The sequence below is a fragment of the Bifidobacterium oedipodis genome, from assembly GCF_012932425.1.
Classification (GTDB): Bacteria; Actinomycetota; Actinomycetes; order Actinomycetales; family Bifidobacteriaceae; genus Bifidobacterium; species Bifidobacterium oedipodis.
The window spans coordinates 183,094-207,666 of record NZ_JAAIII010000005.1 but is presented as its reverse complement, the minus strand read 5'-3'; the positions used below and the strand labels follow the sequence as shown (position 1 = coordinate 207,666).

Below are 24,573 nucleotides of genomic sequence, written 5' to 3'. Positions count from 1 at the left end.
GGTCATTTTACAAAACTGCCCTCACCTATGCACATGCTCATACGCACTCACACATGCAAACACAAGCAAAAACGGTGTTACGACTTTTTCAAAACGCCTTTGCTAAACTAGACCTTCAGAGTATTACGTTACGAATCAGGAGGAAGCCGATGAAGGCCGCATCCGTTGCCACATTGAAACAGGCGAATCGTCACGCCATTATGGACTTCATCTATCACCATCACGATGTGACCAAGCAAACGTTGGAGCGTGAACTCGGGCTCAGCCTGCCCACCATCACATCAAATCTTCGCACGCTCGGCGACGAGGGGCTGGTCGGCCCTGGCACATTGATGGAATCTACGGGTGGCCGCAAAGCACAAACCTACGAACTCATGCCGTCGGCCTATGCTGCCATCGGGGTGTCCGCTCGAGCCAGCGCAATCACCATGGTGGCGATTGACCTACGAGGCACCGTGCTTGCGCGCAAAACCAAAACCACGCCTTATCGCGACACCGATGCCTACTACAGCCGGCTCGGCGCGCTGGTCACCGAATTCGCCAACACTGTGGAGACCAAAGGCAGCCACGTGTTGGGAGTGGCTTTTTCCATCCAAGGCATTGTTTCGGCAGAGGGCACAAGCATCACTTTCGGGCAGATCGTTGGCAATACTGGGCTGACTTTGGAACGTTTAAGCCAAGGCATTCATCTGCCGACAATCATGATTCACGATTCCGATGCCTCAGCCTTGGCGGAGCTGTGGTTCGACCCCTCGATCACCGACGCGGTATGCGTGTATTTGGAGCGGCGGCCTGGTGGCGCGGTAATTGTCAACGGACAACTCTATCGCGGACCGAATCTGTGCAACGGCACGATTGAGCATATGACGATTGTGCCCGGCGGCGAGGAATGCTATTGCGGTCAGCACGGCTGCATGGACACAGTATGCTCGCCGGAGACACTGATGGAAGATGGCGAAAGCCTGCCCGGTTTCTTCTCAGTACTCGAACAGGGTGAGCGAGGACACCGGCGGCGCTTTGATGCATGGTTAGGATATGTGGCGCAGTCCGTGGCCAATATCCGCGCGGTGCTCGCCGGCGACATCATCATCGGAGGAGAAGCGGCGCAATACCTCGATGACCGCGATTTGGCTGATCTTAAGCACCGCATCGAGGCGCTGAGCCCGTTCCCCTCCGCACATTTCACACTGCGCAAAAGCAGCTGCGCCGACGATCAGAACACCATTGGCGCAGCCCTATGCTTCATCCAACCCTACGTCAACCAAATCTGCGGTCGGCTGTAGCTCTCGCACATACCGGTTAACGAATGCTCTGTCATTCCCAGCGGAGCGCAGCGCAGTCGAGGATTCCCAGTCTCACACGATCTGGCAGAATTCGATGGTTTCGCCGTTGGGACCGTAGACGTTGAAGTAGCGGATGCCGTTGTCCCAGAAGCTATCGATATGCTGAATTTCTGTGTCTTTGAAATTCAGCCCAAGCTCCTTGGCATTGGCGAAGGCGGCCTCGATATCCGGCGTATCGAATGCCCAGTGGTTAATGGCCCCGGTGATGCCCGGCGCAGGATCGCCCTCCCAAGTTTCGATGGTCAGATGTCCGTAGCGCAGGAAGGCACAACGGTTGGCACCGTTATAGAACAGTCCGGCCAGTTCGAAGCCGAGCACTTCGGTGTAGAACTTGATGGTTTCGTCCAAATCCTTGGCGGGCATGCCAGAATGCTGAAGATCAGTGGTGAACGCGGTCATTGGCTTGGTCATGATAGTCTCCTTTGATTATTGGCGATCGCTCGCCGACATATTGTTGTGCAGGGCACGCATGCAAAACATGCAATGCTCGTGTCACGCGTCCGGCATCGCCGCACGCTGCGGTTCGACAGGTTCGACAGGTTCGATGAATTCGATTGTATGCTGTGCAACCTGCGACACACGATCTGCGGCAGCTCCGGCAACCGACCCGACATCCAACGCCTGGTGAGTGAAGGACGGTATGACATGTCTGTCAGCCCAACCGGTGATGCCGCCTTGGAACAAGAAGGCGAATACCGTACCGACGCCGAAATAGTTGACCGTCAGCCCGCCAGCACGCACCGACAGTATCGCAATGGCGGCAATCGCCACCAGCGCCGGCGGCAGATAGGAAAGCCACATGGCCCGAGCCGCATTGCCCTTGCAGAATTTGAATCGCAGAATCTGCATAAGGTCATCGGCTGGATGCAAGGCAATATTCGCACGCTGGTAGAGCGAGATGGCGACGGCGATCAAAGCCACTCCCCCAAAGTTAAGCGCTATATACAGCAAGTGAAGGGCCATGCTATCGCCCGCATAAGGCAAACCGTTCCAGCCTGGCGTGAAGACGCCGAGCAGCAGGTCGGTGAATACACCAACCAATAGGGAAAACGGCACCAGAAAGGCAAGGTTGCCAAGGATGCGCAGCCAGTTGACACGACCGACCAACAGCTGGTTCACCGCGATTACCACAAGCCCCACCAAAAAGAACGACCAAAACTGCACGTTGCATATGCCGCCCACATTCATCCATGAGGGAAACACGTCGGCCATGTTGTATTCGCCGGCGGTCCAGAACGCGGCACCCAGATATGAGGCTGTGGCATCAGGCCCGGCAACACGGTTGGATGTGACGGCAGTGAGTACATTACCCAGCGCGTTGAGAGGCAGGGACAGCAGGAACAGGCTAATAGTCAGTCCCATCGGCGCAGTGCGCTTGCCGACTGCGGTACCGTTGTCACGCCGGTCGGGTTCGACATCACCGATGAGCTGTTTGGGTTGCGAAGTCATCATTGACTGCCTTACTTATGTTGGTTTCCAATAGTCGAGTGTGTGGCCGTCGGCGAAAAAGGGGAAACCGGCGGCCAAGCATACATGGGCTTTGCGCTACAGACCAAAGCCCGGGCAGGGAACAGGACAGAGGCGATTATTCGAAATCGCCGACCTTGACGACGGCCTTGGAGACGCCGGTGAACTTGCCATTGAGGAAGTCCTCGACTTCGCTCAGGTCCAGCTCATGGCTGATGAGACCGCCGATGTTCATCTTGCCGGCAGACACCAGTGAGATGGCATCACGGAAAGTGAGCGGGTTGATGAAGGACCCCTGAATGGTCAGCTGCTTCTTGTAGATGTCGTAGGTGTTCATCTCGAAGTGAGCCTCCTGCGGGCCGACACCGAACATGAGCACCTGCGCGCCCTTCTTGGCGGCGGCAACCGCCTGCGCCTGGGTGGTCGGCAAGCCCACGGCTTCGATGATCACGTCATAGGAATCGGCGGGGATCTCCTCGCGCGTGGTGTTATAGGTTTCGGTGACGCCGAACAGTTCCTTGTTGCGATTGAGCTTGTCATCGAAGATGCCAGCCAGATCGACCTGATGCACGCCATATGCCTGCACGAGCTGGGCGAAAATCTGGCCCATGAAACCGTCGCCGATTACCAGTGCTTTCTGATAGGGGCGCAACTTCAGCAGGTCGAGGCCGTGCACGGCGCAGGAGACCGGTTCGATGGCGGCAGCATCCTTAAGGGAGACGTTGTCGGGCAGTTTGTAGACGACGGTGGCCGGGGCAGTGAACTGTTCGGCCAAGCCACCGTCACGAGTGACGCCCACGGCGGAGAGATGGTCGCACAGCTCAGGCCGTTGCGTAAGGCAAAATTCGCACTGTCCGCAGTAGATATTCGGATCGACAGCTACGCGGTCACCCACTTTGACGTTGGTCACTTGCGCACCGACGGCGGCCACAACACCAGAGTTCTCATGCCCAAGCACAATGGGAGGCACTGCGGCGGCAGAGCCGGGGCGACCGGCGTACAAGTCGTGATCCGTGCCGCACACGCCGGCATAGGCAGTATTCACCAGCACTTCATTGGGTGCGATTTCGGGGGTGGGCAGTTCCTGCAGTTCGAATTCCTTGACACCGGTTAAAACGAGGGCCTTCATGATGATGTTCCTTTCTGCGGCGAAAGCGTTATTGGTTGTCTTCGTTGTCATCCCGCGAACCTTGCGAGGTGTTGAGCTACACTCTAGCTTCTTTTAATTTGTTTTGCAAATTCATTTTGCAAAACATGTTTACACAGCGTGTCGCAATGAACCTGATCCAGACAACCTGCCGCTGTGCAAGCTCGAGCATCAGCAGAATCAGCACCCAGCTTCGGCGTTTACAATGGGGCTATGAGAAATCCACCGCTACATCGCTATGCCACACGCCCCGGCCTGTACTTCACCGATGACGGCGGCGCGGACGTCGTAGTCCGTTCCGAAACCGCCGATCAGGTATGGCTGTGTGTGCTGGAGCCCATTGACCAACCCAGCGCGTTTTATCAGGATTCCATTCGCCTGTTCAAGGATCCGAATGTGTCTTTCATCCAGCAGATCCATGAGTTTCCGATCTGCACGCGCATTATCGAGCGTCTGTATCTGCACGAGACCCTGTTCCGCATGACAGGTCCGAACTACGGCCTGTGGTACGTGCATCTGCCCAAGGCCTGGGACGGCATGCGATACGGATACCGCGTCGACGGCGCTTGGGATCCCAAGCATGGCGTTCGATTCAATCCTTATAAATTCCTGCTCGACCCCTACGGCAAAGGCGTCGACGGTTCCATGGAGCTGAGCCCGGCGCCCTTCTCCTACGAATGCGATGTAGTGAACAACAAAGTGGTAGGTTCGGCATTCGGCGCGATGAGCACCGTTGACTCGCTGGGGCATGTGCCTGTTTCCGTAGCCATCGACGACCGTGACGTGCACAAGCATGAGGGCGATCCCCAGCACCCACATGTTCCCTGGCGCAAAACCGTGGTGTACGAACTGCATGTCAAAGGCTTCACCGCAAACGCACCATGGCTACCCGAAGCCCTGCGCGGCACCTACGCAGGCCTAGCGCACCCGGTCACACTCAGTTACCTGCAAAACCTTGGAGTCACGTCCATCGAACTGCTGCCCATCCAAGCCAAGCAGGACGAGCTTTTCTTGCAGGAGCACGGGCGCACGAACTATTGGGGATATTCCACCCTCAGCTACTTCTCCCCCGAACCCTCCTACGCGACCAAAGCCGCGCAGGAACAGGGTGCCACCGCCGTGCGCCAAGAGGTTATCGATATGGTGCGCGCGATGCACGAGGCCGGCTTCGAAGTGATTATGGACGTGGTTTACAACCACACCTGCGAAGGCGGCGTCGAAGGGCCGACCGTCTGCTGGAGGGGCCTCGACGCCATCGCCTACTACCGTCGTCAGAAAAACAACATCGGACGCTTGGAAGACACCACCGGTTGTGGCAACACCTTCGACTTCACCAACACACATGTGGTCACCTTCGCCGTCGATTCGTTGCGCTACTGGGCCAAACGTATCGGGGTTGACGGATTCCGTTTTGATCTCGGTGTCTCGCTGGCTCGCCTCAACGGCGAATTCACACAGCATCACCCGTTCCTTTATGCCCTCAGATCCGACTTGATGCTGGGCAATCTGAAGCTCATTATGGAGCCTTGGGATCTGGGCAATCTGGGCTGGCGCACCGGTCAATTCGGTATCCCGTTCGCCGAATGGAACGATCGATTCCGCGACACTGCGCGCACATTCTGGCTGGAGGATGCGGACGGCAATGCCCGCCAAGGGCATATCTCGTTGCAGGAGATCGCCACACGCATGTGCGGTTCGGCGGATCTGTTCGCCACCGATCCGGGCCGTGGCGCCACTGCATCGATTAATTTCGTCTCATGCCACGACGGTTTCACCCTCACCGATCTGACCCGCTATTATTCCAAACACAACGAGGCCAACGGCGAAAACAATAACGACGGATCCTCGGTGAACCATTCCGCCAACTTCGGTGTGGAAGGCGTAACCCAGGATCCGGCAATCATTGCCACTCGTGAACAGGCCGCCATGAACCTGTTCGGTATGGTGCTGCTATCGCTGGGCACCCCGATGCTGCTGGCCGGCGATGAATTCCGCAATACGCAGGATGGCAATAATAACGCCTATTGCCAGGATAATCCCATCACCTGGTTGAAATGGGATTGGCTGTATTCGGCGGAGAAGACGCACGAAATGCATCGTTTGGAAACGGTGTCGCGACTGATATCGCTGCGCAAATCGCTGGATCTGTATCATCATGAAGGCTTCTTCACCCGACTCACTCAGCTGGGACTGCTCAAGCCTTCCAGTCTTGTGCAATGGTTCCTGCCCGACGGCACCACGCCTATGGATAACGATTGGTTCGATCTGTCCAAACGCAGCTTCACCATGCGCCTGCTCTCCGACTCCGAGGTGGACGTGTGCATTGTGGTCAACGGTTCACCCGAGGATTGCCAGTTCCGCATGCCATCAGACAGCGATTGGCTGCCGAAATGGTGCTCCGCTGAAATCAACAACAAATATCCGGGGCATGGCACTGAGATTGAGTACGGCGAGTATGACCTTGACTCCGTGTGGACGCACAATGTTCCTGAATCAAGTGCCCATATTCAGCATGTAGTGGAAGAGGTGCAGAGCGGGCGGTTCCAGTCAACAGATTCTGCAACGGAGCGACTCACACAGCTGGGCACGCAGCAGCAGTCCGCCGATGGTACTTCGATCAATACTGCTCTTGCCATGCAGCAGGAAGCCGCGGGCGCATCCGCAGAATCCCAAACAGCCAGGCAGCCAGACGCCAATGTCTGGACTGTGCCGGCGATGAGTATCACACTGTTCAAGCAGATGTAGATAAGCAGATGTAGGTCTGGCTGTTCCGCTGCCTTTATTTATGAGGCGGAGGAACGGCCAACTGCAGCTGAGACCAACGAAATCTGACCCACACAATCTGTCCAAATACGAGGAAACCCCTCGACTCCTGTGGAATTCGAGGGGTTTCTTGTACGCGGCAGAACCGCCAAGCATTAACGCTTGGAGAACTGCGGAGCGCGACGAGCCTTGTGCAGACCAGCCTTCTTGCGTTCCACGACACGGGAGTCGCGGGTCAGGAAGCCAGCCTTCTTCAGGGCGGCGCGGTTGGCGTCACGATCGATGGCGTTCAGGGCGCGGGCCACGCCGAGACGGATGGCACCGGCCTGGCCGGTGGTGCCGCCGCCGTCAACGAGGACGATAGCGTCGAACTTGTTCTCAAGCTTGAGCAGCACGATCGGGGAGTTGACCTCACGCTGCAGCAGCTTGGAGGGGAAGTACTCCTCCAGGGTGCGGCCGTTGATGGTCCACTTGCCGGAGCCCGGAACCAGACGGACACGGGCGACAGCTTCCTTACGACGACCGGTGCCGTAGCCCGGTTCGATCGCGGAGGTGCCGGTGCCGGCGCCAGCGTTGGTTTCGGTGGTGTAGCTGGTGAGCTCCTCTTCGGTCTCGACAACCTGGGAGTCGTTGGTGTTTTCAGCCATGATTCTTATCTCCTCTCAGGTTTCACTTGGCCTGCTGCGAGATCTGAGCGATCTCGAAGACCTGGGGCTGCTGGGCGGTGTGCGGATGCTCGGCGCCGCGGAAGACGCGCAGACGGTCAAGCTGCACCTTGGCAAGCTTGTTCTTCGGCAGCATGCCCTTGACGGCCGCCTTGATGATGCGCTCGGGCTTCTTCTCAAGCAGCTCGGCGTAGGAATCGCGACGCAGACCACCAGGACGACCGGAGTGCGAGTAGAGTTCCTTGCCCATCTTGTTGCCGGTCAGAGCAATCTTGTCGGCATTGATCACGATCACGAAGTTGCCGGAATCGGCGTGCGGAGCGTAGGTCGGCTTGTTCTTGCCGCGCAGCAGGTCGGCAACCTGGGTGGCGAGACGGCCGAGCACCACGTCGGTGGCGTCGACGACATACCAGTCATGAGTCAGATCAGCTGGCTTCGGAGTGAAAGTCTTCACTGTTGTACCTTTTCTATTCATTGTGTTCCGGGTCTCAGCTGCCCGGGGTATGCCTAGTTAGGGCACGCCGCCGAGAGGCTTCGAACCTCTTTATCCGTGGGCTCCCTGAAAGTCCTCGATGGCGAGTGGGAAAGCGCTTTGAAGGACCCCTTAGGGAAACACAACAATCCACTAGTATATCGCCGCCCCCGACAATATTGCGATACTGCGAGACACGGCGATGAGCCGTTGGCAACTGGCTGATATCTGGCTGGCACCTTGCTGGCACCTGGCGGTATCAACCGTTCATAATCTCGGCGAAACGTTGGACGCCGGGGGTGTCGAACAGCACTTCCAGCGGCACCACGTTGCCGTGGGCGTTGGCCAGCGGCACGCGCCAGTTCGGGTATTCGTTGTTCGTACCCGGCTGATTCTGCGCGCGCTTCTCCCCCACCGCGTCGGTGATGGAAGCGGCGAGCAACTTACACGGCGATCCCTTCAGCGCGCGATACAACGCATCGACGATATCGGCCTCATGCTCGGCACGTGCCTGAGGTTCGGCGAACGCGGGATCAAGATAGCCCTCATCGACCAGCATGTCGATCATCGCATCCTGTTCCGCTTGGGCGGAAGCCTGGAATTCCTCAACGGAACCAGTCAGCAGACCCAAACGCTCGCGAATCTTGACATGCTCGAACTCCAGATAACCGGCTGCCGGGGGCAGATCATGGGTGTTGACGGAGGCCAGCGCATATTCGCGCCACTTGGACGGCGCGCGGAAGACGCCATCCTTCTGTTCGAACCATTCCACCGCGCAACCAAGCAGTCCGTGTTCGGACAGCGAATCGGCCACATACTCGGGCACCACACCCAGATCCTCGCCTACGACCACGCCGCCGGCGCGGGAGGCTTCGAGCGCCAGAATGCCCAGCATGATGTCGGAGTTGTAATACACATATGCGCCGTCCACGGCCGGATGCCCTGCGGGAATCCACCACAGACGGAACAGTCCGAGAATATGGTCGATACGCACCGCGCCGGCACGTGCGAACATGCCATGCACCATATTGCGGTAGGTTGCGTATCCGGTGGCTTCCAAATCAAGCGGGCTCAGCGGAGGCTGGCTCCAATCCTGCCCCTGCTGGTTGAACATATCCGGCGGAGCGCCCACCGTGGCACCCTTGGCGAATCGTTCCGGATTCCACCACACATCGGCACCCAGCGGATGCACGCCCACGGCCATATCAGACATAATGCCGATCTGCATACCGGCATCCTTGGCCGCCTGCTGGGCTGCAGCGAGCTGTTCGGACGCAATCCATTCCAGCCAACGGTAGAAATCGAGCGTGTCGGGGAACTGATTCCTCAGATCGGCGATCTGCTGCGAATCGCGGGTGAAGGTCTGCTCCCAGTTGGTGGGCCTGTCTTCGGGCGTGCCCCACTTGTCGTAGCACAGGCACCATGTGGCGTAGGCCTCGAGGTCGGTGCCGCACTCCTGCTTGAAGCTGTCGAAGTCGGCCTGACGCTCGGCGCTGCGCCCGGACTTGAAGATAATCCACAGGGCATGCATCTTGGAATGCCACATGGCGTCGCGATCGATCAGCTGGGCATCGCCGTTCAGCGGTTCGGTTTCCGCATGCAGGGCATCGACCTGGTTCTTGGCCTCAACGCTCAGGGTTTCGTATTCGGCAATGGATTCCGGGCGAATATACGTGAAGTTGATCAGTCTGCGACTCACCGGCAGGTACGGGGACGGGGTGAGCGGGGAAACCGGTTCGGCGGCGTGCACCGGGTTGATCAGCACGAAGTCCGCGCCGGTTTTCGCCTTGGCGTCCACCAGCATCTGCTTCAGATCCTCGTAGTCGCCCACACCCCACGAGCCGGAGGAACGGACGGAATACAGCTGCGCCATCCATCCCCACAGCGTGCCATTCTTCATCGAATCCAGCAGATCGACACGGCTGGGAGCGCTGATCAGCGTGGCGTCCTGTTTGCGACCGGCCACGTTGACGTGCAGCGTGTGATAGCCCACCGGCAAATCCTCGGGAATGATCAAGGCTGCGTTAGAGATGAATTTGCCGTCCAGATCGTAGGCGGTGGCTTCATTGCCGGCCCCTACGCCGATAACGCCTTCATATGGTTCGCCGTTTTCCAAGGTGATGGTAGCTGAGGGGATTTCCAGAATGCCGGTGTTCACCAGCACCTTATCCTGCGTGCCGGCGATATGCAGCACGGTGGGTGCCACCAAACGCTGATGTCGCTCACGCTGGATGCGACGGATAGCGGCTATCTGGGCCTCCTCATCATGGGCGTCGATATTCAAAGCCCCCAGCACCGCAATCAGGACATCATCGTCGATTTCGTGGTAGTCGTGGCTCATGCCCACGTAATTCGTGCCGACACCAACCAGCTTGGCAAGCTGAATCAGTGGCCGTGCCAGACGATCTTCACTCTCAGTATGCTCACTCATAGCCCCAGTGTATCGCGGACATGCCACGCCACACCGTAAGGAAAATGCGCTTTTGAGACGAAAATATCGCGATATGCAGCAAATTTTGCCTTCAACCTAGGTTGAAGGCGCTGCACTTATCGTCTTTCATCGCCTTTTCATTGTCTTCCGGCTGCCGCATGGCGGACTTCATCGCTGGGATCGTTGGCCAGCTTGGCCAGCATCTGCGAGGAAGTGTTGGGGTTCAACGCCACAGCGCGACGCACCATCGAAGCGAGCACCTTGGGGGCGCCTTCCTCTAGGTCGGTGCCGAGAGAGCCCAGGAATTCCAATGTCTGCGCATCCACTTCAGGATTCTGTGCACCTTCCAGGCGCATTTTCCAGCTGGTGCGCTTGTTTTTCAGTGCCGTGTCACGAACTTCGGGCACTGGATCCTTGGTCAGACGCCCGACCAGCCAGTTCTTGTCATCGCCGTTGGCGGCCACGGCCTGACGCACCGAGGGGTCGGGATCAGCGGACAGTTTGACGAGTACGTTCGGGAACGGCATGGTTTGCGCGAGAAACACACGATCGGCGACCGGCGTATGCGGATTGCCGGCCACGGCTTCGAGCAGTGCCGTGGCGCGCGAGAACGCTGCCTGATCGGCGCGATCCGGCAGCGGGGTGCGCGCGAATTCGGAAAGTTCGGCAGGGTTGTCGGAGTGCCGCAAACGTTCGTAGGTCACGGTCAGCGGCTCGAAATCAGCGGCCTCTGCGGCGGTGTTCTGGTTCTGCTCTGCGGTCTCGTTCGTCTCGTCAGTCATGCTGTCCACTGTAACGCCTCTATGCGATGGGCACCGGCGTATTGATGCGGTCGATGGGTTCGGGCTCAACGGTGGCGTTGAAGGTTTCGCGCACCATCGCTTCGAATCGCGGGCATTCATCCACCGGCAGCGCGGCGGTGAGCGTGACATCCGCAGCGTAGGATTCGTCGGACTGTGCACCGCCCACTTGGGCGAGAATCTGCTGGAACCTGGCCAGTTGCGGATACTCAAGCACCACCAAGTAGCGCTGGCAGGGCACGATGGCCGCGAGCTTGGCGGCTTTGACCGCAATGGATGCGCCGGTGGAATAGGCTCGAATCAGGCCGCCCGATCCCAGGAGGATGCCGCCGAAGTATCTGGTGACGGCCACCACCGTATCGGTCAGATCGTTGGCGCGCAATACGTCAAGGATCGGCTTGCCTGCGGTGCCGGATGGTTCCCCGTCATCGCTCATGCGTTCGGCCACGCGCCCATCCGCACCACCGCACACGGCGGCATAGGCCACATGGCGCGACTTGGGGTGCTGTTCGCGAATCGTCTCTACGAAGGCGAGTGCCTCGTCCAGCGAATCCACATGTGCGGCGTCGCCGATGAACTCGGATTTTTTCTCGACGAACGCATCATGCGCCGGCGAATCGGTCGGGTTGAGTATGGTGCGCATGGTTTCGGGCCTATCAGCGCTCGGCGATAACGGTGTTGTAGTGTTCGCCGTGATAGAAGGCGACCAGGCAAGCGATCATTTGACGGGTGAGTTCTTTGAATGCCCCGTCGGTGCGCCAGCCGACATGTGGTGTGAGCACGATGCCGGGTACGTGGCAAATGGGATCCTCAGCCGTAAGCGGCTCGTGATCGAATACGTCAAGGGCTGCGTGGATGTCGCCGCGCTGCAGTCGGGCCAGCAACGCACCTTTCTCGATGACCTCGGAGCGAGCAGTGTTAATGAACAACGTGCCGGGCTTGAGGTGTTCCAGATGGTCGGCGGTGATGATGCCGGCCGTGGCACTGCTGAGCGGCAGGTGCACGGAGACGATATCGCTGTCGGCGATGAGTTCATTCAGGTCGGCTACAGGTGTGGCACCGGAGCGTTCAAAATGTTCGGCGGGCACGTGGCTGCTCCATGCGGAAACTTTCATGCCGAATGCGCGTGCGATGGTGGCGACGGTGACGCCAATGCCACCCAAGCCGATGATGCCGAGTTTGCGGCCGGCGAGCTGTAGGCCGTCGCCGCCCTTCCATGCCCAACCGCCTGCTTTGACGTTCGTGTCAAGCGAGCCTGCACAGCGAGCCAGTTCGAGCATTAGTGCGAAGGTGTGTTCGGCTACGGAATTGTCGCCGTAATGTTCGGCATTGCAGATGCGGATGTTGAGTTCGCGGGCGAGATCCAGATTGATATAGCTGGCCACGCCGGTGCCGCAGAACACAATGCAGCGGATATGCTGTTCGCCGAGCGTGCGCAGCAGATCATCCGAGATATGGTATCCGCCGACTAGCAGGGCGTCGCCTCCTTGCGTGCGTTCGGCGATTACGGTTTCGTCGGAGGTGAATTCCTCAAACATGCGCACACGTGCGATGTTTTCAAGCGCGGGAAACTGGGCTTTGATGGGTTCCACCATTGCGTCGAGCACCGCGGGCATAACAACAAGTGGCAGATCGGTGCGTTCGGGTTGGGTCTCGTAGATCTCGGTCATGCTGCCTAGATTAGGTCGTGGCACTGCCAACACTGCCGACACTGCCAACTGTCTTGTTCTCAGCTATTGAGATTGGTTCCGGGGTTCGACGTGCCGCGCGCATCCGTTCGCTAGAATGAGGCTTCGGAGGCGGACGGACAATGGCGTACCTCCGGCTCCCTTATATGGTTCGCTCATACGCCAACATCATTTGAGTTCGGATTTTCCTCATTGCGGCGGGTCGTCCACACCCCGGTGGTAATGTAATATGCTGTTGTGCTCATGTAGCACAACACCGGAGTCATGCCTGAGTGGCCGATAGGGGCACCCTGCTAAGGTGTTAGTCGTTTATTGCGGCTCGAGGGTTCGAATCCCTCTGACTCCGCGGGAATCAAAGGACGGTATGTGTACCGTCCTTTTTTCGTATTCCCGCATGCGCTCTCCGTAGCTGGCCCGTTTTCATACCACTACTCCCGAAATACCTTCATAATTCTGTGCCTTCAACACCGCTTCAACAGGGCTCAGGTATCACTGCCCCGGCAATATCGATGTATTTGGTGGGTAGTGATTTGGGACCACTATCACAACCTCACAAATATGCTCGTTTTTCATAGGTAGTGATAACGACGCACCATCACTACCATCGAAATATCAACATATTTCCGGAGTAGTGATTTACCGGCATTATCACAAGCCCACAAATATGCCCATTTCTCACAGGTAGTGATAACGACGCACCATCACTACCCTCAAAATATCAACATATTTCCGGAGTAGTGATTTACCGGCATTATCACAAGCCCACAAATATGCCCATTTCTCACAGGTAGTGATAACGACGCACCATCACTACTCTCAAAATACCGTCATACTTCCGGTGATTCGAACACTTGTACAATGGGGTTATGAGTAATGCACCGAGACTGGAGGCCGCCAAACGCGATTGGGGGCATGACGAGACCGGCTGCACGGTGCTGCATATCGATATGGATGCCTTTTATGCCTCACTGGAGGTGGCCCGCCACCCTGAGCTCAAGGGCAAGCCGGTGATCATTGGCACAGGCCAGCGCTCGGTGGTGTCCGCCGCAAGCTATGAGGCGCGGCGATATGGCATCAATTCGGCGATGCCTGCCTCCAGAGCCCGCCAGCTGTGCCCGAATGGCGTGTTTCTGCCGGTGGATATGGCCTATTACCGCATGATGTCGCATCGCATCATGCATGAGGTGTTTTTAACCATCACCGACCGCTTCGAGCAGGTTTCGGTGGATGAAGGCTATATGGATGTATCCGCGGCGCTGCTCGCGTGGAAACGCCCAAGTGCGATCGGCGCGTGGATTCGCCGCGAAGTGGCCGAACGCTTTCATGTGACTTGCTCGGTGGGTATTGCCTGCAACAAGCTGGTGGCCAAAATGGCTTCAACCAACGCCAAGCCAAACGGCATGCTGTTGATTCCGGCCGCCAAATCCGCTGAGTTTGTGCAGATGATGCCGCTGCGTGGCATTCCCGGCATCGGGCCAAGCCTAGAGAGACGGCTCAATGATTGGGGTATTCATTCGGTGGCCGAACTGGCGCAATGCGATGTGGTGACATTGACGCGCGCCACCGGCTCACCCGCCGCCGCACAAGGTTTGTGGGCGGCTTCGCACGGGTTGGATTCGCGCGAAATCACGCCGGTGCGCGAGGAGAAATCGATTGGTTCGGAAGAAACGTTAATGACTGATACGCGCGATATGCGCCAAGTATGTGCATTGTTGCGCTCGGCGTGCGATGATGTCGCGAGCAGCCTGCGCCGTCGCGGTCTGGTCGCCAGAACCGTAACGGTGAAACTGCGGTTCGCGGATCTGAGTTATCAGACACGTTCGCACACTATGGAGCGGCCGGTGGATTGTGCAAGCGCACTGTATCCCGAATGTGTGCGGCAGTTGTGTATCATGCTTGGGCTTCCCGCAACCGCAGGCCCGCTCACCCGCTTGCCCAAGGAGATCCGCTTGGCCGGTATGAGCGCCAGCGGGTTGAGCGAAGCTGTCTCCACCGCCGTGCAGCCTTCGTTGGATGACGTATTGGAGGAGACAAATGCTCCCGGCAACGAAACGCAATCGGCACGGTTGCGGGGAGCAGAGCAGGCGTTGGACGCTGTGCGCCGTAAGTTCGGCAGGCATGCCGCCAGCTTTGGCGCGTAAAGCTGTGCTGGCGGCGTGACTACCAATCGAACAATTTATTAATTACCTATCAACTGCCGCTAGTTATGCAGCCTGCTAGTTGCGCAGCCGTTCACAAGCAGAAGCGATGGCCTCGTCCGTGGCCGTGGCGGAGAACCTCAGAAATGCCGGTGCGCCATAGAATTCGCCGGGACTGGGGATAATGCCGAGTTCGGCCAATTGGGCCATATCCTCCCAGCAGTCACCTGACTTGGCCTTCACCCACACGTACAATGCGCCGGCGGGCATATGCGCTTCGTAACCATACGCTTGCAGCGCAGCGACCAGCTGAGTCAAACGATTACGGTAGCGGTTCCACTGCTCACGCACGGAGGCGGTATCGCGCAAGCCTGCGGCCATAGCAGCCTGCACCGGGCCGGGGATGATCTGGCCAATCTGTTTGCGGTATTCGGCCATTTCAGCGACCAAACGGTAGTCGCCAGCAATCAGTGCCGTGCGGTAGCCGGCCATATTGGATTGCTTGGACAGCGAATACAGCACCAGAATGTTATCGGCGCTTCCCTCGCATACCTGCGGCCCTAACGCACAAGGCGCGGCGGCACCGTTGTTCTGCCAGGAAACCAAGGCATAGCATTCATCGGAAAGCACCACGGCACCGATGCGTCGAGCGGCAGCCACGATGTCGGCAAGCCAGTCGGAGGAAATCACATCGCCGGTGGGATTGGAGGGGGAATTCACCCAAATGGCTTTGACGTTCGGCACATTCACCCAGGAATCCACATCAGCCACGTCATCGACCTTGAGCACGGTGGCACCGGCAAGCTGTGTGCCGATTTCGTAGGTCGGATAGCTGATGCGAGGCTGCACCACCACATCTCCGGCACCAAGGTGCAGCAGCGAGGCCATCAGGGCAACGGCTTCCTTGGAACCGACCGTGGGCACCACACCGGCGTTGATGGCTTTCAGATCCACACCGCGAGCCTCACGGAACCAGTCGTCGATGGCGGCCTTGAGGTCTGCGGAACCGGCGGTGACGGGATATCCGTAGGCATTCGGGGCGTCGGCGGCACCGGCGAGCGCAGCCTGCACCGAAGCGGGTACGGTATCCACCGGCGAGCCGACAGAAAGGTCGATCATGCCGCCGGGCACAGCTTTTGCCGTAGCCTTGTAACCAGCGATACGCCCCCAATCATAGGGCGAGGAATATGCGTGAAAACCCATGGGTCAGTGTCAAGGTCAAGCGGGTCAGGCGTTTTGCGGAGGCAGAGCGGCGACCTGTTCGGGGTCTTTGCCGATCGGGCCGTTGGCGGAGGCACCGCCCAGATCGCCGACTTCGGCGAAGAAGCTGACGGCGGCGTCCTTGTACCAGGCCCACTCCTCAGGCAGGTCATCCTCGTAGAAGATGGCTTCGGTGGGGCACACGGGTTCGCACGCACCGCAATCAACGCATTCGTTCGGGTTGATGTACAGCGAGCGGGAGCCCTCATAGATGCAATCGACGGGGCATTCGTCCACGCAGGCCTTGTCCTTGACGTCCACGCAAGGCTGAGCGACAACGTATGGCATGGTTCCTCCTTGATAATAAAAAGCTGTCTCTAGGATACTCGCTGGCATCACCCGGCGTTATTGCCGTGGCGCATCAGCCAGATCGCCGCGACCGAGGCGGGAGTGCCGGTAGCCGTAGCCGAAATAGATGGCGAAGCCGATGGCCAGCCATGCCACAAATCGGATCCATGTGAGCACCGATAGGTTGAGCATCAGCCACAGATTGGCCAGTGCGATAAGAATCGGCAGCCATGGGTTGCCAGGAAGTTTGAACGAACGCTTCAGGTCGGGGCGCTTCTTGCGCATAATCGGCACCGAAATGGCCACCAAGGTGAATGCGGAAAGCGTGCCGATATTGACCATGTCGGAGAGCACATCGATCGGAGAGAAGGCGGCGATCACGGCCACCAATATGCCGCCGACGATTTGCAGGCGGGCGGGAGTGCCGTGCTTGCCGGTTTTGGAGAATCCGCGCGGCAACAGACCGTCACGGCTCATGGCGAATACGACGCGTGCCATGCCCAGCAGCACCACCATCACCACAGTGGCCAGGCCCAGTACGATGCCGAAGCTGATCACTTTGGCTGCCCAGGTTACGCCGACCAGTTCGAAGGCGGTGGTCAGCGACGGGTTCTCCACTTGGGCGAGGTCTTTGTAGGACACCATGCCGGTGGTGACGATGGCGACCAGCACGTACAGCACGATGATGAACAGCATGCCCACGGAGATGCCCAGCGGCACATTCTTGTGCGGATCCTTAGTTTCTTCGGAGGCCGTGGCCACGGTGTCGAAGCCTAGGAAGGCGAAGAACACCAGCGCCGCGCCGGATAGGATGCCGGGGATGCCGTAGATCGAGGGATCCATGCCGGAGATGGCCTGCCACAGCGGCTGCAGCATGGTGGCACTGTCACCGGTTGATGCTGCGGGTTCCGACGGCGGAACAAAGGGCGTGAAGTTGGACGGTTTGATGTAGAACATGCCGACCACGATCACGAACAGCACGATGGCGATTTTCAGCACGGTCATCACGCCATCCACACGTGCGCCGATTTTGGTGCCGAATACCAGCAGTACCGTGAAGAACGCCACGATGATCAGCGGTGCCACATCGAAGCTAATCGGCCCCAAAGCGACATTCGTGCCGATGTTCCAGCCCATCAAATGGAAGAAGTCGTTGAGGTAGACGCCCCAGTATTTGGCGATGACCGAACTGGTCATCATCATCTCGAGGATCAGATCCCAACCGATCACCCAAGCCATGAGTTCGCCGACGGTGGTGTAGGTGAAGGTGTAGGCGGAGCCGGCCACCGGCAGCATCGAGGCGAATTCCGCGTAGCACATCACGGCCGCACCGCATACGATACCGGCGATCAGGAAGCTTAAGATCACGGCCGGGCCCGCATGGAATGCGGCGGCCTGCGCGCCCATGGAGAAGATTCCGGCACCGATGGCCACTGCCACGCCCATAACCGTCAGATCCCACCAGGTCAGATTGCGCTTGAGCGTGCGCCCTTCCTCGCCGGTTTCGGCAAGGGTTTGTTCAACTGATTTTGTTCGGAACAGTTGCATGGTTCCCTCTTCATTCCCTCGAATGCACATGCCCGTTGCGCGTGCAACCGGGCACACAGTATAGCGGGCGAATGTAACAGGCAGAAAGCCGTGGACGGGTGACGTGACGGCTTTGCTGCCTGCCGGTTGTTTGCGCGTTCGTGCGGTCAGGAGCTGTGACGACCGCCAAGCACACCCACGCACACCGGCTCAGGGATAAGGCAAACACCGAAGGCGTGTTTGACCGCCGCCTGCACCTGCTCGGCCAGTGTCTCAATATCAGCGGCTGTGGCTTCTCCCCTATTGGTCAGGGCCAGCGTGTGGCGCGTGGACAGGCTTGCTTTGGCATCAGGTGCTACGGCATACCCCTTGGGGCAGCCGGCATGGTCGATGAGCCACGCGGCGGAGGTTTTGACGCCCGGCTTGCCGTTCGGCAGTACTGCGTCGAATCGCGGGGCGTCGGCGGGCAGCTTCGCGGCCTGTTCGGGTTCGAGAATCGGGTTCATGAAGAACGAACCGCAGCTGTGGCGATCCCAATCGGGGGACGGCAGCCCGGATTCGTCGGGGACTATGCCGACTGCTTCGTTGGCGTCCGCTAAACGTCGCAAATCGGCGAGAATATTGTTCTCTCGTTTGGTGCCGGCCATGGCGGCCAATGTGTAGCGGGTCGGATCTTCCAGCATGCCTTTGGCTGCACGCACTCGCAGTACGGCCTCACGGATGGTTTTCGTGGCCATTCGTGCGCCGGTTTCGACGCCAAGCGCTTTGGCGAGCTGGCCGAAGTTCACTGTGCCTTCCGGCGAATGTGTCAGGGCGAAGGTCACCGAAAGCACCACGTAACGTGGGGTTGGGAAGAAGTTCGCTGCCGGCTGGCCGGGAGCGGCATACATCGATGCCTTCAGCGCGGAGGAACGGTAGCCGAAATCAAGTTCCGAGGGCGTCAGGTCGCGGGTGGTTTTGGTTTCACGATCCCATACTTCCACCGATTCGACCGATGTGGAGACCTCCTGCCCATAGGCACCGATGTTCTGCACTACCGAAGCGCCCACCGTGCCGGGAATACCGGATAGGCCCTCGACGCCTTCGAGGCCAAGTTCCACGGTGAAAGCCACGAAATCATCCCAATTGGTGCCGGCTTCAGCGTTGACATGCACGGTGCGGTCGCCACCTTCTACGGGCGCGGCTTCATCGGGTACGGTGATCAGTCGGCGCGCGTCACGCACTACAACGCCGGCGAAGGGTTCGTCAGATACGAGCATGTTGGATCCGCCGCCGATAACGATCAGCGGCAGGTTTTGGCTGTCGGCATCCTCCACGGCTTCGATCAGACCGACGCGCGTGGTCGGCTCAATAAAACGGACGATGGTGCCGCCCACGCCGATGGTGGTGATATCTGCAAAGGAAGTCATGGCTGTTAATCGTAACGCGCACCGGCAACCGTTGCCGAGACGCTACCTCACCGGCTTTTCGCCAATGCTCCTATAGCCTCGCAAATCTGTTTGAACATGTGGGCATATACGCAAAAACCCGGCCACATGGGCCGGGTTTGAAAGCTGTAAGCCTCGAAGATCAACGAGTCTCGCGATGCACGGTCTGCTTGCCGCAACGAGCGCAGAACTTCTTGAGCTCAAGACGGTCGGGCGTATTACGACGATTCTTAGTCGTGATGTAATTGCGCTCCTTGCACTCGGTGCAGGCCAGCGTGATGCCCGGACGGATGTCGGCGCTCTTAGCCATTCTCATTCACCTCTGTGTTCTAGGTCTAATGGTGGCGCCCACCGGTTGGCGGGCGCTATTTGTAGCGAGGAAGAGGCTCGAACTCTTGACCTTACGATTATGAGTCGTACGCTCTAGCCAGCTGAGCTACCCCGCCAGAGAGCCCCGAGTGAGAATTGGACTCACGACCTCTTCCTTACCAAGGAAGTGCTCTACCACTGAGCTATCGGGGCGTGGCGGATAGTGGATTCGAACCACTGAAGCACGAGGCGACTGATTTACAGTCAGTTCCCTTTGACCGCTTGGGAAATCCGCCAGTCTGTTTCCCGCCGCGGTGTTTGACCTCAACAGGCAACTTGGCTAGTAAACCACGGATTCGCTGGTAATGCAAATCGACCCACTCAAACACCATCTTTTGCCTTGGAATCAAGCCGTTTTGCCGGCGTGTCGTTTATGAGCTGATTGTGCGGTGCCAGCGGCAAGATAGCGCTGCAGCTGCTGATCTAGATCAGCAACAGGCGCAGGGCGACCACCAAATGAAGCGGCTGTGGCGTTGTGCATCACTGATTCGACGAAGGTTTTGTCGGCTGGACGGCTATTGACGATGGTTGCCGCGACATCGCAATCAGTGTCGGTGGGTTTGCTTCTGACATGGGCAGTGCGTTGGATTTCGCGCCATACCGACCGCCATGCAGCACCAGACAAATCCATGTCATGCGGCGAAGCATCGGCACGCGCAATAGCCCGGTACACGCGACGGCGACGCAGCCAACGCCATGCGCGAGGGGCACAAGCCGCCGCCACGACTATGCCAGCCAACACCAGCAGCGCGGCCATAGCCAGCAGCACACGCGCCCATATCGGCAAAGTCTTCAGCCAGTCAGCCAATCGTTGATGACGCGCCGTGGAATCGTCGCCGGCCTTGCGCACGTCCACATTGGTGTCATCTTGTGCCTCATTGGACTGGTCGGTATCAGCGGCGGCATCATCGGACTGGTCAGCGTCGTCAGCAGAATCGTCGGGGGCGATTGTCACTTCCAAATCGGAGTCGCTGCCGCTGGGCGACGTAACGGTTGCGCTGGAAGTCTCGCCGGTAGCGGAACCGTTCTCTTCGGTGGCGGGAGTCACATCGAACGGCACCCAGCCGATACCATCGAAATAGACTTCAGTCCATGCGTGCAGCTGTTTGGAGGCAACGGCATAGGAGCCGTTCTCTCCTCGCTCGCCGGTGCCGGCATTGTAGCCAAGCACGATGCGCGTGGGCAGTCCCAACGCACGCCCTAATACGGCGAGCGCGGAGGCGTAATGCTGGCAGTAGCCCACATGTCCGGTTTCCGGGTCGAGGAAGGCGTCCAGCATGTCAAGGTTGGATCGGCCGTCTCCATCGGGTGCGTTAAGTGAATAACTAAACCCGTTCTCGGGGTTGGTGAAGTAGTTGACCAACCAACGCATCACACCCGTTTGTTCCTCGTATGAGGCGGGATCGGTTGAAACCCCTGCAGCGTGCGCTTGCTGGACAACAGCGCGAATGTTGTCGGGCAGTTCATTGGGTAGCGCGGTGAAACGATCGGCGTGCGCCCTCTGGTCGCTGCTGACGATTGCCTGTTCGATGGCATCAGACCTGGAATTCCCATAGTTCAGGCTGCCTGGATGACTGGAAAAGCCATAGTCCGCCCACCCCAGGCTTTGCAGCGTTTCGTAGGCGTTTCTTTCCCAACTAGCGCCGAAATCGGAGCCTGTTTCCAATTCCAGCATGGAGTCGCGCGCGTCTTCTTCGCTCGAGGCGCTCTCGTACAGTGACACTTCAACCGGCATAACCAGCATGAGCCCATTCGATCCCGCTGCGACGATGTACGAATCCTTGCCGAGGCCCAACTGTTCCGCGACTGTGCCGTCGAATCGGATTTCGCCGGGCATATCCACCGAATCGCTTCCCGAACCAATGCTTCCGCCGCCGGAGGCTCGTCCCAGCACCTGGCCGCTACGCGTAGTGACGGTGCTGTCTTGCAGGCTGTAGTCGATGGGGATGATGACGTAATCGTTACGTATCATGCCCAGTCCGTTGCTTTCGACGGTGCGACGCGCTTCGTTCCAACGCTGCGCATCACTTTCGTCGGCCTGTTGTTGGCTGACGATTCTGTTGTGGGCGTCGTTGATGAGATTCAACTGGTCAAAACCTGAGTCCGATGTGATGGGATCGACGCCGGAAGCGTACACCGAGTACGAGGTGTCGTCGGACGTGCCGGTGGAGCGATTGTACACGGTGCCATCCTGGTAGGCCAGCCAGTCGCTGCCCATGCCGCTCATCCATCGTACGTTGCCAGGAACCGGCAGGAATCGCGAATGCAGGGAGGTGATGTCAACATTGGCGCTTGCCATGAATCGTTCCAACGTATTCTCGTTGGCGGTGGATACGTCGTAGCCGCTGTAGCCAAGCTCATCCATATACACATCCAACGGCCCCCAACTGGCGCGCTGCTCATAGGTGAGATCCTCGTCGTCGTTTCGCCCCAATCGGATGCCTGAACCATATAGCCCGGCGTCAAGGGCGAACTGCTTGTCGTAGCCCCATGTGTCGCCGTCGAAGTCATCGAGTGTGGTCATGCGCAGGTATAGGCGCCTGCTGGCCTGGTATTCCAGCACTGTGGAGTCGGATCCGGCAAGAATGTTGCGTTTGAGATCGATCATCGGGCTGACGGTGTTCGACGAGAACATGCCGCCGCCCTCTCCTATGGATAGCGGAATGCTATAGGCCAGGCTTGTTGCGGGGGCGACCAGCGGCATCGTGACGGCGGCGGCAAGCACGGACGCGACCAGTGGCGGCGCGGCGGCAAGCAGCGCGAATCGTCGGAACTTCGGCAGGCTGTGATGCGTCACAGTTTGGGCGCTCCAGAGCGCCAGTGGGAACGCGCAGGCGATCAGGCCGATGCCCCACAGCGGCACACGGTGACCCACGAAGGCATAGTCGGCAGCAAGAGCGACCACGGGCAGCAGGGCCATGAAGGGAATCGCGAAACGCCACGTCAGCAGGCAGCGGATAACGATGGCGAGCGCCGCCGCGCATACGATGAGCACGATATCGCTGTATTCGGATACGTCTAATGGCGGCAATTGCAGGTTGAGCTGGTCGAAGCCGCGTTCGAATGCTTGCGATACGGTGGCCCATGGGTCGGCTCTGACCAAGGTGTCGCATACGACGACACCGTCAGTTTCCGTCTGCGGGCTGCCGTCGCACACCATGGGCATACGAAATAGCCAGTTTCCGGTGATGACGTACACACGGAGGGTAATTAGCGCGGCCGCAGCGATCAGCGTGGCGATGATGTAGCCCAGCAGACGCAGCGTGGCTGGAGACAGTATACGGGTGATAAGGGTGCGCTTCTTCTTACAACTGCTTGCGCGGGATGGCACAGCAGTGCCGAGGGCGGCGAGCGCCAGCAGTACCGCCGCAAAACGGAACCATAGGCCGTCGACGGACACCATGCCGGCGAGACCGTCGAGCGTCATGGCGAACATCGTCAGCAGGGCTAGGGCACCGGCAAGACGTTGACCTAGCGTACCGATTGTTGCGACGCCTGCTGTGCTGGCTGCTGTGCCGACTGTTGTGGATGCGGTCGCGGGGATTGCCGCTGTTGCCTCTGTGGCTGTACGGGCAAGGCTGTTGAGCTTGAGATTGCCGACGGCAGGCGTTGTTTCGGGGAACAGCCCGATGCGGCGTAATTCGTCCGGCTCGGCCGGTGGCGTTGGGGCAAGTTCGATGATTCGCTGCGCGATCGGGGTGTGTTTGAGCGCGGCAAGCAGTTCGTTGGAATCCGCGGCGTCGCATACCAGCACGCGCACGGGCCCTTGTGTTTGCAGGACGATACGGCTGATTGAGGCGGCAGCGCGGGTTATGTCGCTCTGCTGCGGCTGATGTGATTGCTGCGATTGTGACCGTTGCTGCGGCTGCGATGGCTGCGACTGAGCCTTCTGGGGTTGATGAGTCTGCTGAACTTGCTGGCCCTGCTGGTCGTACTGATACGTTTGCGGCTGAGCGGCGGCAAGGAATCGTTCAACCGCTTCAAGCCCCTCATGGGTTTGCGTGCCATCGGTAATAACCAACCGTTCGGATCGGCTGGCACCGACGGCTTGTGCGCATGGCAGCAGTGCGCGAACGGCACTGTCGAGCTGGTCTACGCGCAGATTATGGGTGTTGAGCACAAGCAAGGCTGTGGCACGCACATCGCGACTGGATTCGCGGGTCATGAGTTCGCCTCGGTGTGCGGTGTGCCGCCATGCTATCAGTTTGAGCGGGTCTCCGGGAGCGTAGGCGCGCACACCTCCGGAATGTTCCGACTGGTCGGCGCCGGCACTGCGCTTGTCCACAGCTGAAACACCGGTCTGGCTGGTGTTATCAGGCACGGGCAATAGCAATGTTTCCGATTGCGCAGGTATTACGCGTCGCGCGGCTATCAGACCGAATGGTGACTTCCAACGCACCACATTGCTCACGCGCACATACAGGCCGCGCTGTTGCGGCAAATCGCCGACAATACGGCCTACCACATGGCCTTGCTGATCGCGTTGCTCACTTTGCGCGACAATGCGCGCTTTGGAACCAATAACAAGCAGTCCGAACCATTGCAAGGCGACGATGATGATACTGAGCACCAGCAGCGCCACAATGGCCACGGTGGCAGCCATCAGCGTGCGATCGTCCAGCAACAGACCGCCGTAGCACAGTCCCGCACCGATCGCGAGCAGCACCAATGCGCCGACGGTGGGTCGAATCACACCAAGCTTGCAGAAATGTCGGGCTGGCCTGCGCATGATGCTGCGTATCCGACGTATGCGCCGCATGGGTTGAACAGGCTTGCTTTCGCTCATGG

Annotated in this window: 18 protein-coding genes and 4 tRNA genes; 4 read left to right on the top strand and 18 right to left on the bottom strand. The window is 58.9% G+C overall.

The genetic code is table 11. The annotated features are described in order from the left end of the window. Positions 1-149 precede the first annotated feature (149 nt). On the top strand, positions 150-1,283 hold the full coding sequence (locus G1C95_RS09250; protein ID WP_169172659.1) for an ROK family transcriptional regulator: 1,134 nt from the start codon (positions 150-152) through the stop codon (positions 1,281-1,283). A 72-nt stretch (positions 1,284-1,355) separates the two neighbouring features. Here the strand turns inward: G1C95_RS09250 and G1C95_RS09245 are convergent, their stop codons facing one another. The 3 genes from G1C95_RS09245 to G1C95_RS09235 form a co-directional block, all read right to left on the bottom strand. Further along, positions 1,356-1,754, bottom strand: coding sequence for a VOC family protein (locus G1C95_RS09245; RefSeq protein ID WP_169172658.1), 399 nt, complete (start codon positions 1,752-1,754; stop codon positions 1,356-1,358). An 81-nt stretch (positions 1,755-1,835) separates the two neighbouring features. Next, entirely contained in the window at positions 1,836-2,795 is a 960-nt protein-coding gene (locus tag G1C95_RS09240; protein WP_205832795.1) for a DUF6198 family protein, read from the bottom strand. 133 nt (positions 2,796-2,928) lie between these two features. Then, positions 2,929-3,939, bottom strand: coding sequence for a zinc-dependent alcohol dehydrogenase family protein (locus tag G1C95_RS09235; RefSeq protein ID WP_169172711.1), 1,011 nt, complete (start codon positions 3,937-3,939; stop codon positions 2,929-2,931). Positions 3,940-4,170: 231 nt separating this feature from the next. On the opposite strand from G1C95_RS09235, the gene glgX reads away from it, so the two are divergent. Further along, positions 4,171-6,702, top strand: coding sequence for a glycogen debranching protein GlgX (gene glgX, locus G1C95_RS09230; protein WP_169172657.1), 2,532 nt, complete (start codon positions 4,171-4,173; stop codon positions 6,700-6,702). 173 nt (positions 6,703-6,875) lie between these two features. Here glgX and rpsI read toward each other — a convergent pair whose 3' ends face one another. The 6 genes from rpsI to G1C95_RS09200 all read right to left on the bottom strand — a co-directional run bounded on the left by rpsI (position 6,876) and on the right by G1C95_RS09200 (position 12,758). Further along, positions 6,876-7,367, bottom strand: a complete 492-nt coding sequence (gene rpsI, locus G1C95_RS09225; RefSeq protein ID WP_169172656.1) for a 30S ribosomal protein S9 — start codon at positions 7,365-7,367, stop codon at positions 6,876-6,878. Between the two features lie 22 nt (positions 7,368-7,389). Continuing rightward, positions 7,390-7,839 carry a 50S ribosomal protein L13 gene (rplM, locus tag G1C95_RS09220; RefSeq protein ID WP_169172655.1) on the bottom strand — a complete coding sequence of 150 codons (450 nt, stop codon included), beginning with the start codon at positions 7,837-7,839 and terminating at the stop codon, positions 7,390-7,392. 277 nt (positions 7,840-8,116) lie between these two features. After that, positions 8,117-10,288 carry a 4-alpha-glucanotransferase gene (gene malQ, locus G1C95_RS09215; RefSeq protein ID WP_169172654.1) on the bottom strand — a complete coding sequence of 724 codons (2,172 nt, stop codon included), beginning with the start codon at positions 10,286-10,288 and terminating at the stop codon, positions 8,117-8,119. A 137-nt stretch (positions 10,289-10,425) separates the two neighbouring features. Further along, the gene (locus tag G1C95_RS09210; RefSeq protein WP_169172653.1) at positions 10,426-11,070 is read right to left on the bottom strand and encodes an AbrB family transcriptional regulator; all 645 of its coding nucleotides are present in this window, start codon (positions 11,068-11,070) and stop codon (positions 10,426-10,428) included. Between the two features lie 19 nt (positions 11,071-11,089). Next, positions 11,090-11,731 carry an IMPACT family protein gene (locus G1C95_RS09205; RefSeq protein ID WP_169172652.1) on the bottom strand — a complete coding sequence of 214 codons (642 nt, stop codon included), beginning with the start codon at positions 11,729-11,731 and terminating at the stop codon, positions 11,090-11,092. Between the two features lie 13 nt (positions 11,732-11,744). Next, positions 11,745-12,758, bottom strand: a complete 1,014-nt coding sequence (locus tag G1C95_RS09200; protein ID WP_169172651.1) for a D-2-hydroxyacid dehydrogenase family protein — start codon at positions 12,756-12,758, stop codon at positions 11,745-11,747. Between the two features lie 276 nt (positions 12,759-13,034). Between G1C95_RS09200 and G1C95_RS09195 the strand changes: the two genes are divergently transcribed. Then, a tRNA-Ser gene (locus G1C95_RS09195) sits at positions 13,035-13,122 on the top strand. A 520-nt stretch (positions 13,123-13,642) separates the two neighbouring features. Next, complete coding sequence (gene dinB / locus G1C95_RS09190) at positions 13,643-14,917, top strand: DNA polymerase IV (RefSeq protein WP_169172650.1); 1,275 nt, start codon at positions 13,643-13,645, stop codon at positions 14,915-14,917. 75 nt (positions 14,918-14,992) lie between these two features. Here the strand turns inward: dinB and dapC are convergent, their stop codons facing one another. From dapC to G1C95_RS09145, 9 genes are all read right to left on the bottom strand, one after another. Next, complete coding sequence (dapC, locus tag G1C95_RS09185) at positions 14,993-16,117, bottom strand: succinyldiaminopimelate transaminase (RefSeq protein ID WP_169172649.1); 1,125 nt, start codon at positions 16,115-16,117, stop codon at positions 14,993-14,995. A 24-nt stretch (positions 16,118-16,141) separates the two neighbouring features. Further along, complete coding sequence (fdxA, locus tag G1C95_RS09180) at positions 16,142-16,462, bottom strand: ferredoxin (protein WP_169172648.1); 321 nt, start codon at positions 16,460-16,462, stop codon at positions 16,142-16,144. Positions 16,463-16,519: 57 nt separating this feature from the next. Then, positions 16,520-18,010: an amino acid permease gene (locus G1C95_RS09175; RefSeq protein ID WP_169172647.1), complete on the bottom strand. Its 1,491-nt coding sequence runs from the start codon at positions 18,008-18,010 to the stop codon at positions 16,520-16,522. A 146-nt stretch (positions 18,011-18,156) separates the two neighbouring features. Continuing rightward, positions 18,157-19,398 carry a UDP-N-acetylmuramate dehydrogenase gene (locus tag G1C95_RS09170; protein ID WP_169172646.1) on the bottom strand — a complete coding sequence of 414 codons (1,242 nt, stop codon included), beginning with the start codon at positions 19,396-19,398 and terminating at the stop codon, positions 18,157-18,159. A 160-nt stretch (positions 19,399-19,558) separates the two neighbouring features. After that, positions 19,559-19,726 carry a 50S ribosomal protein L33 gene (gene rpmG, locus G1C95_RS09165; RefSeq protein WP_033508889.1) on the bottom strand — a complete coding sequence of 56 codons (168 nt, stop codon included), beginning with the start codon at positions 19,724-19,726 and terminating at the stop codon, positions 19,559-19,561. A 62-nt stretch (positions 19,727-19,788) separates the two neighbouring features. Beyond that, a tRNA-Met gene (locus G1C95_RS09160) sits at positions 19,789-19,862 on the bottom strand. A gap of 4 nt (positions 19,863-19,866) precedes the next feature. Next, positions 19,867-19,938, bottom strand: a tRNA-Thr gene (locus G1C95_RS09155). A 1-nt stretch (position 19,939) separates the two neighbouring features. Further along, positions 19,940-20,021: transfer RNA gene (locus G1C95_RS09150), tRNA-Tyr, on the bottom strand. Positions 20,022-20,131: 110 nt separating this feature from the next. After that, a complete protein-coding gene (locus tag G1C95_RS09145; protein WP_169172645.1) occupies positions 20,132-24,571 on the bottom strand; it encodes a transglutaminaseTgpA domain-containing protein in 4,440 nt (1,479 codons plus the stop codon). Between the last annotated feature and the right edge of the window lie 2 nt (positions 24,572-24,573).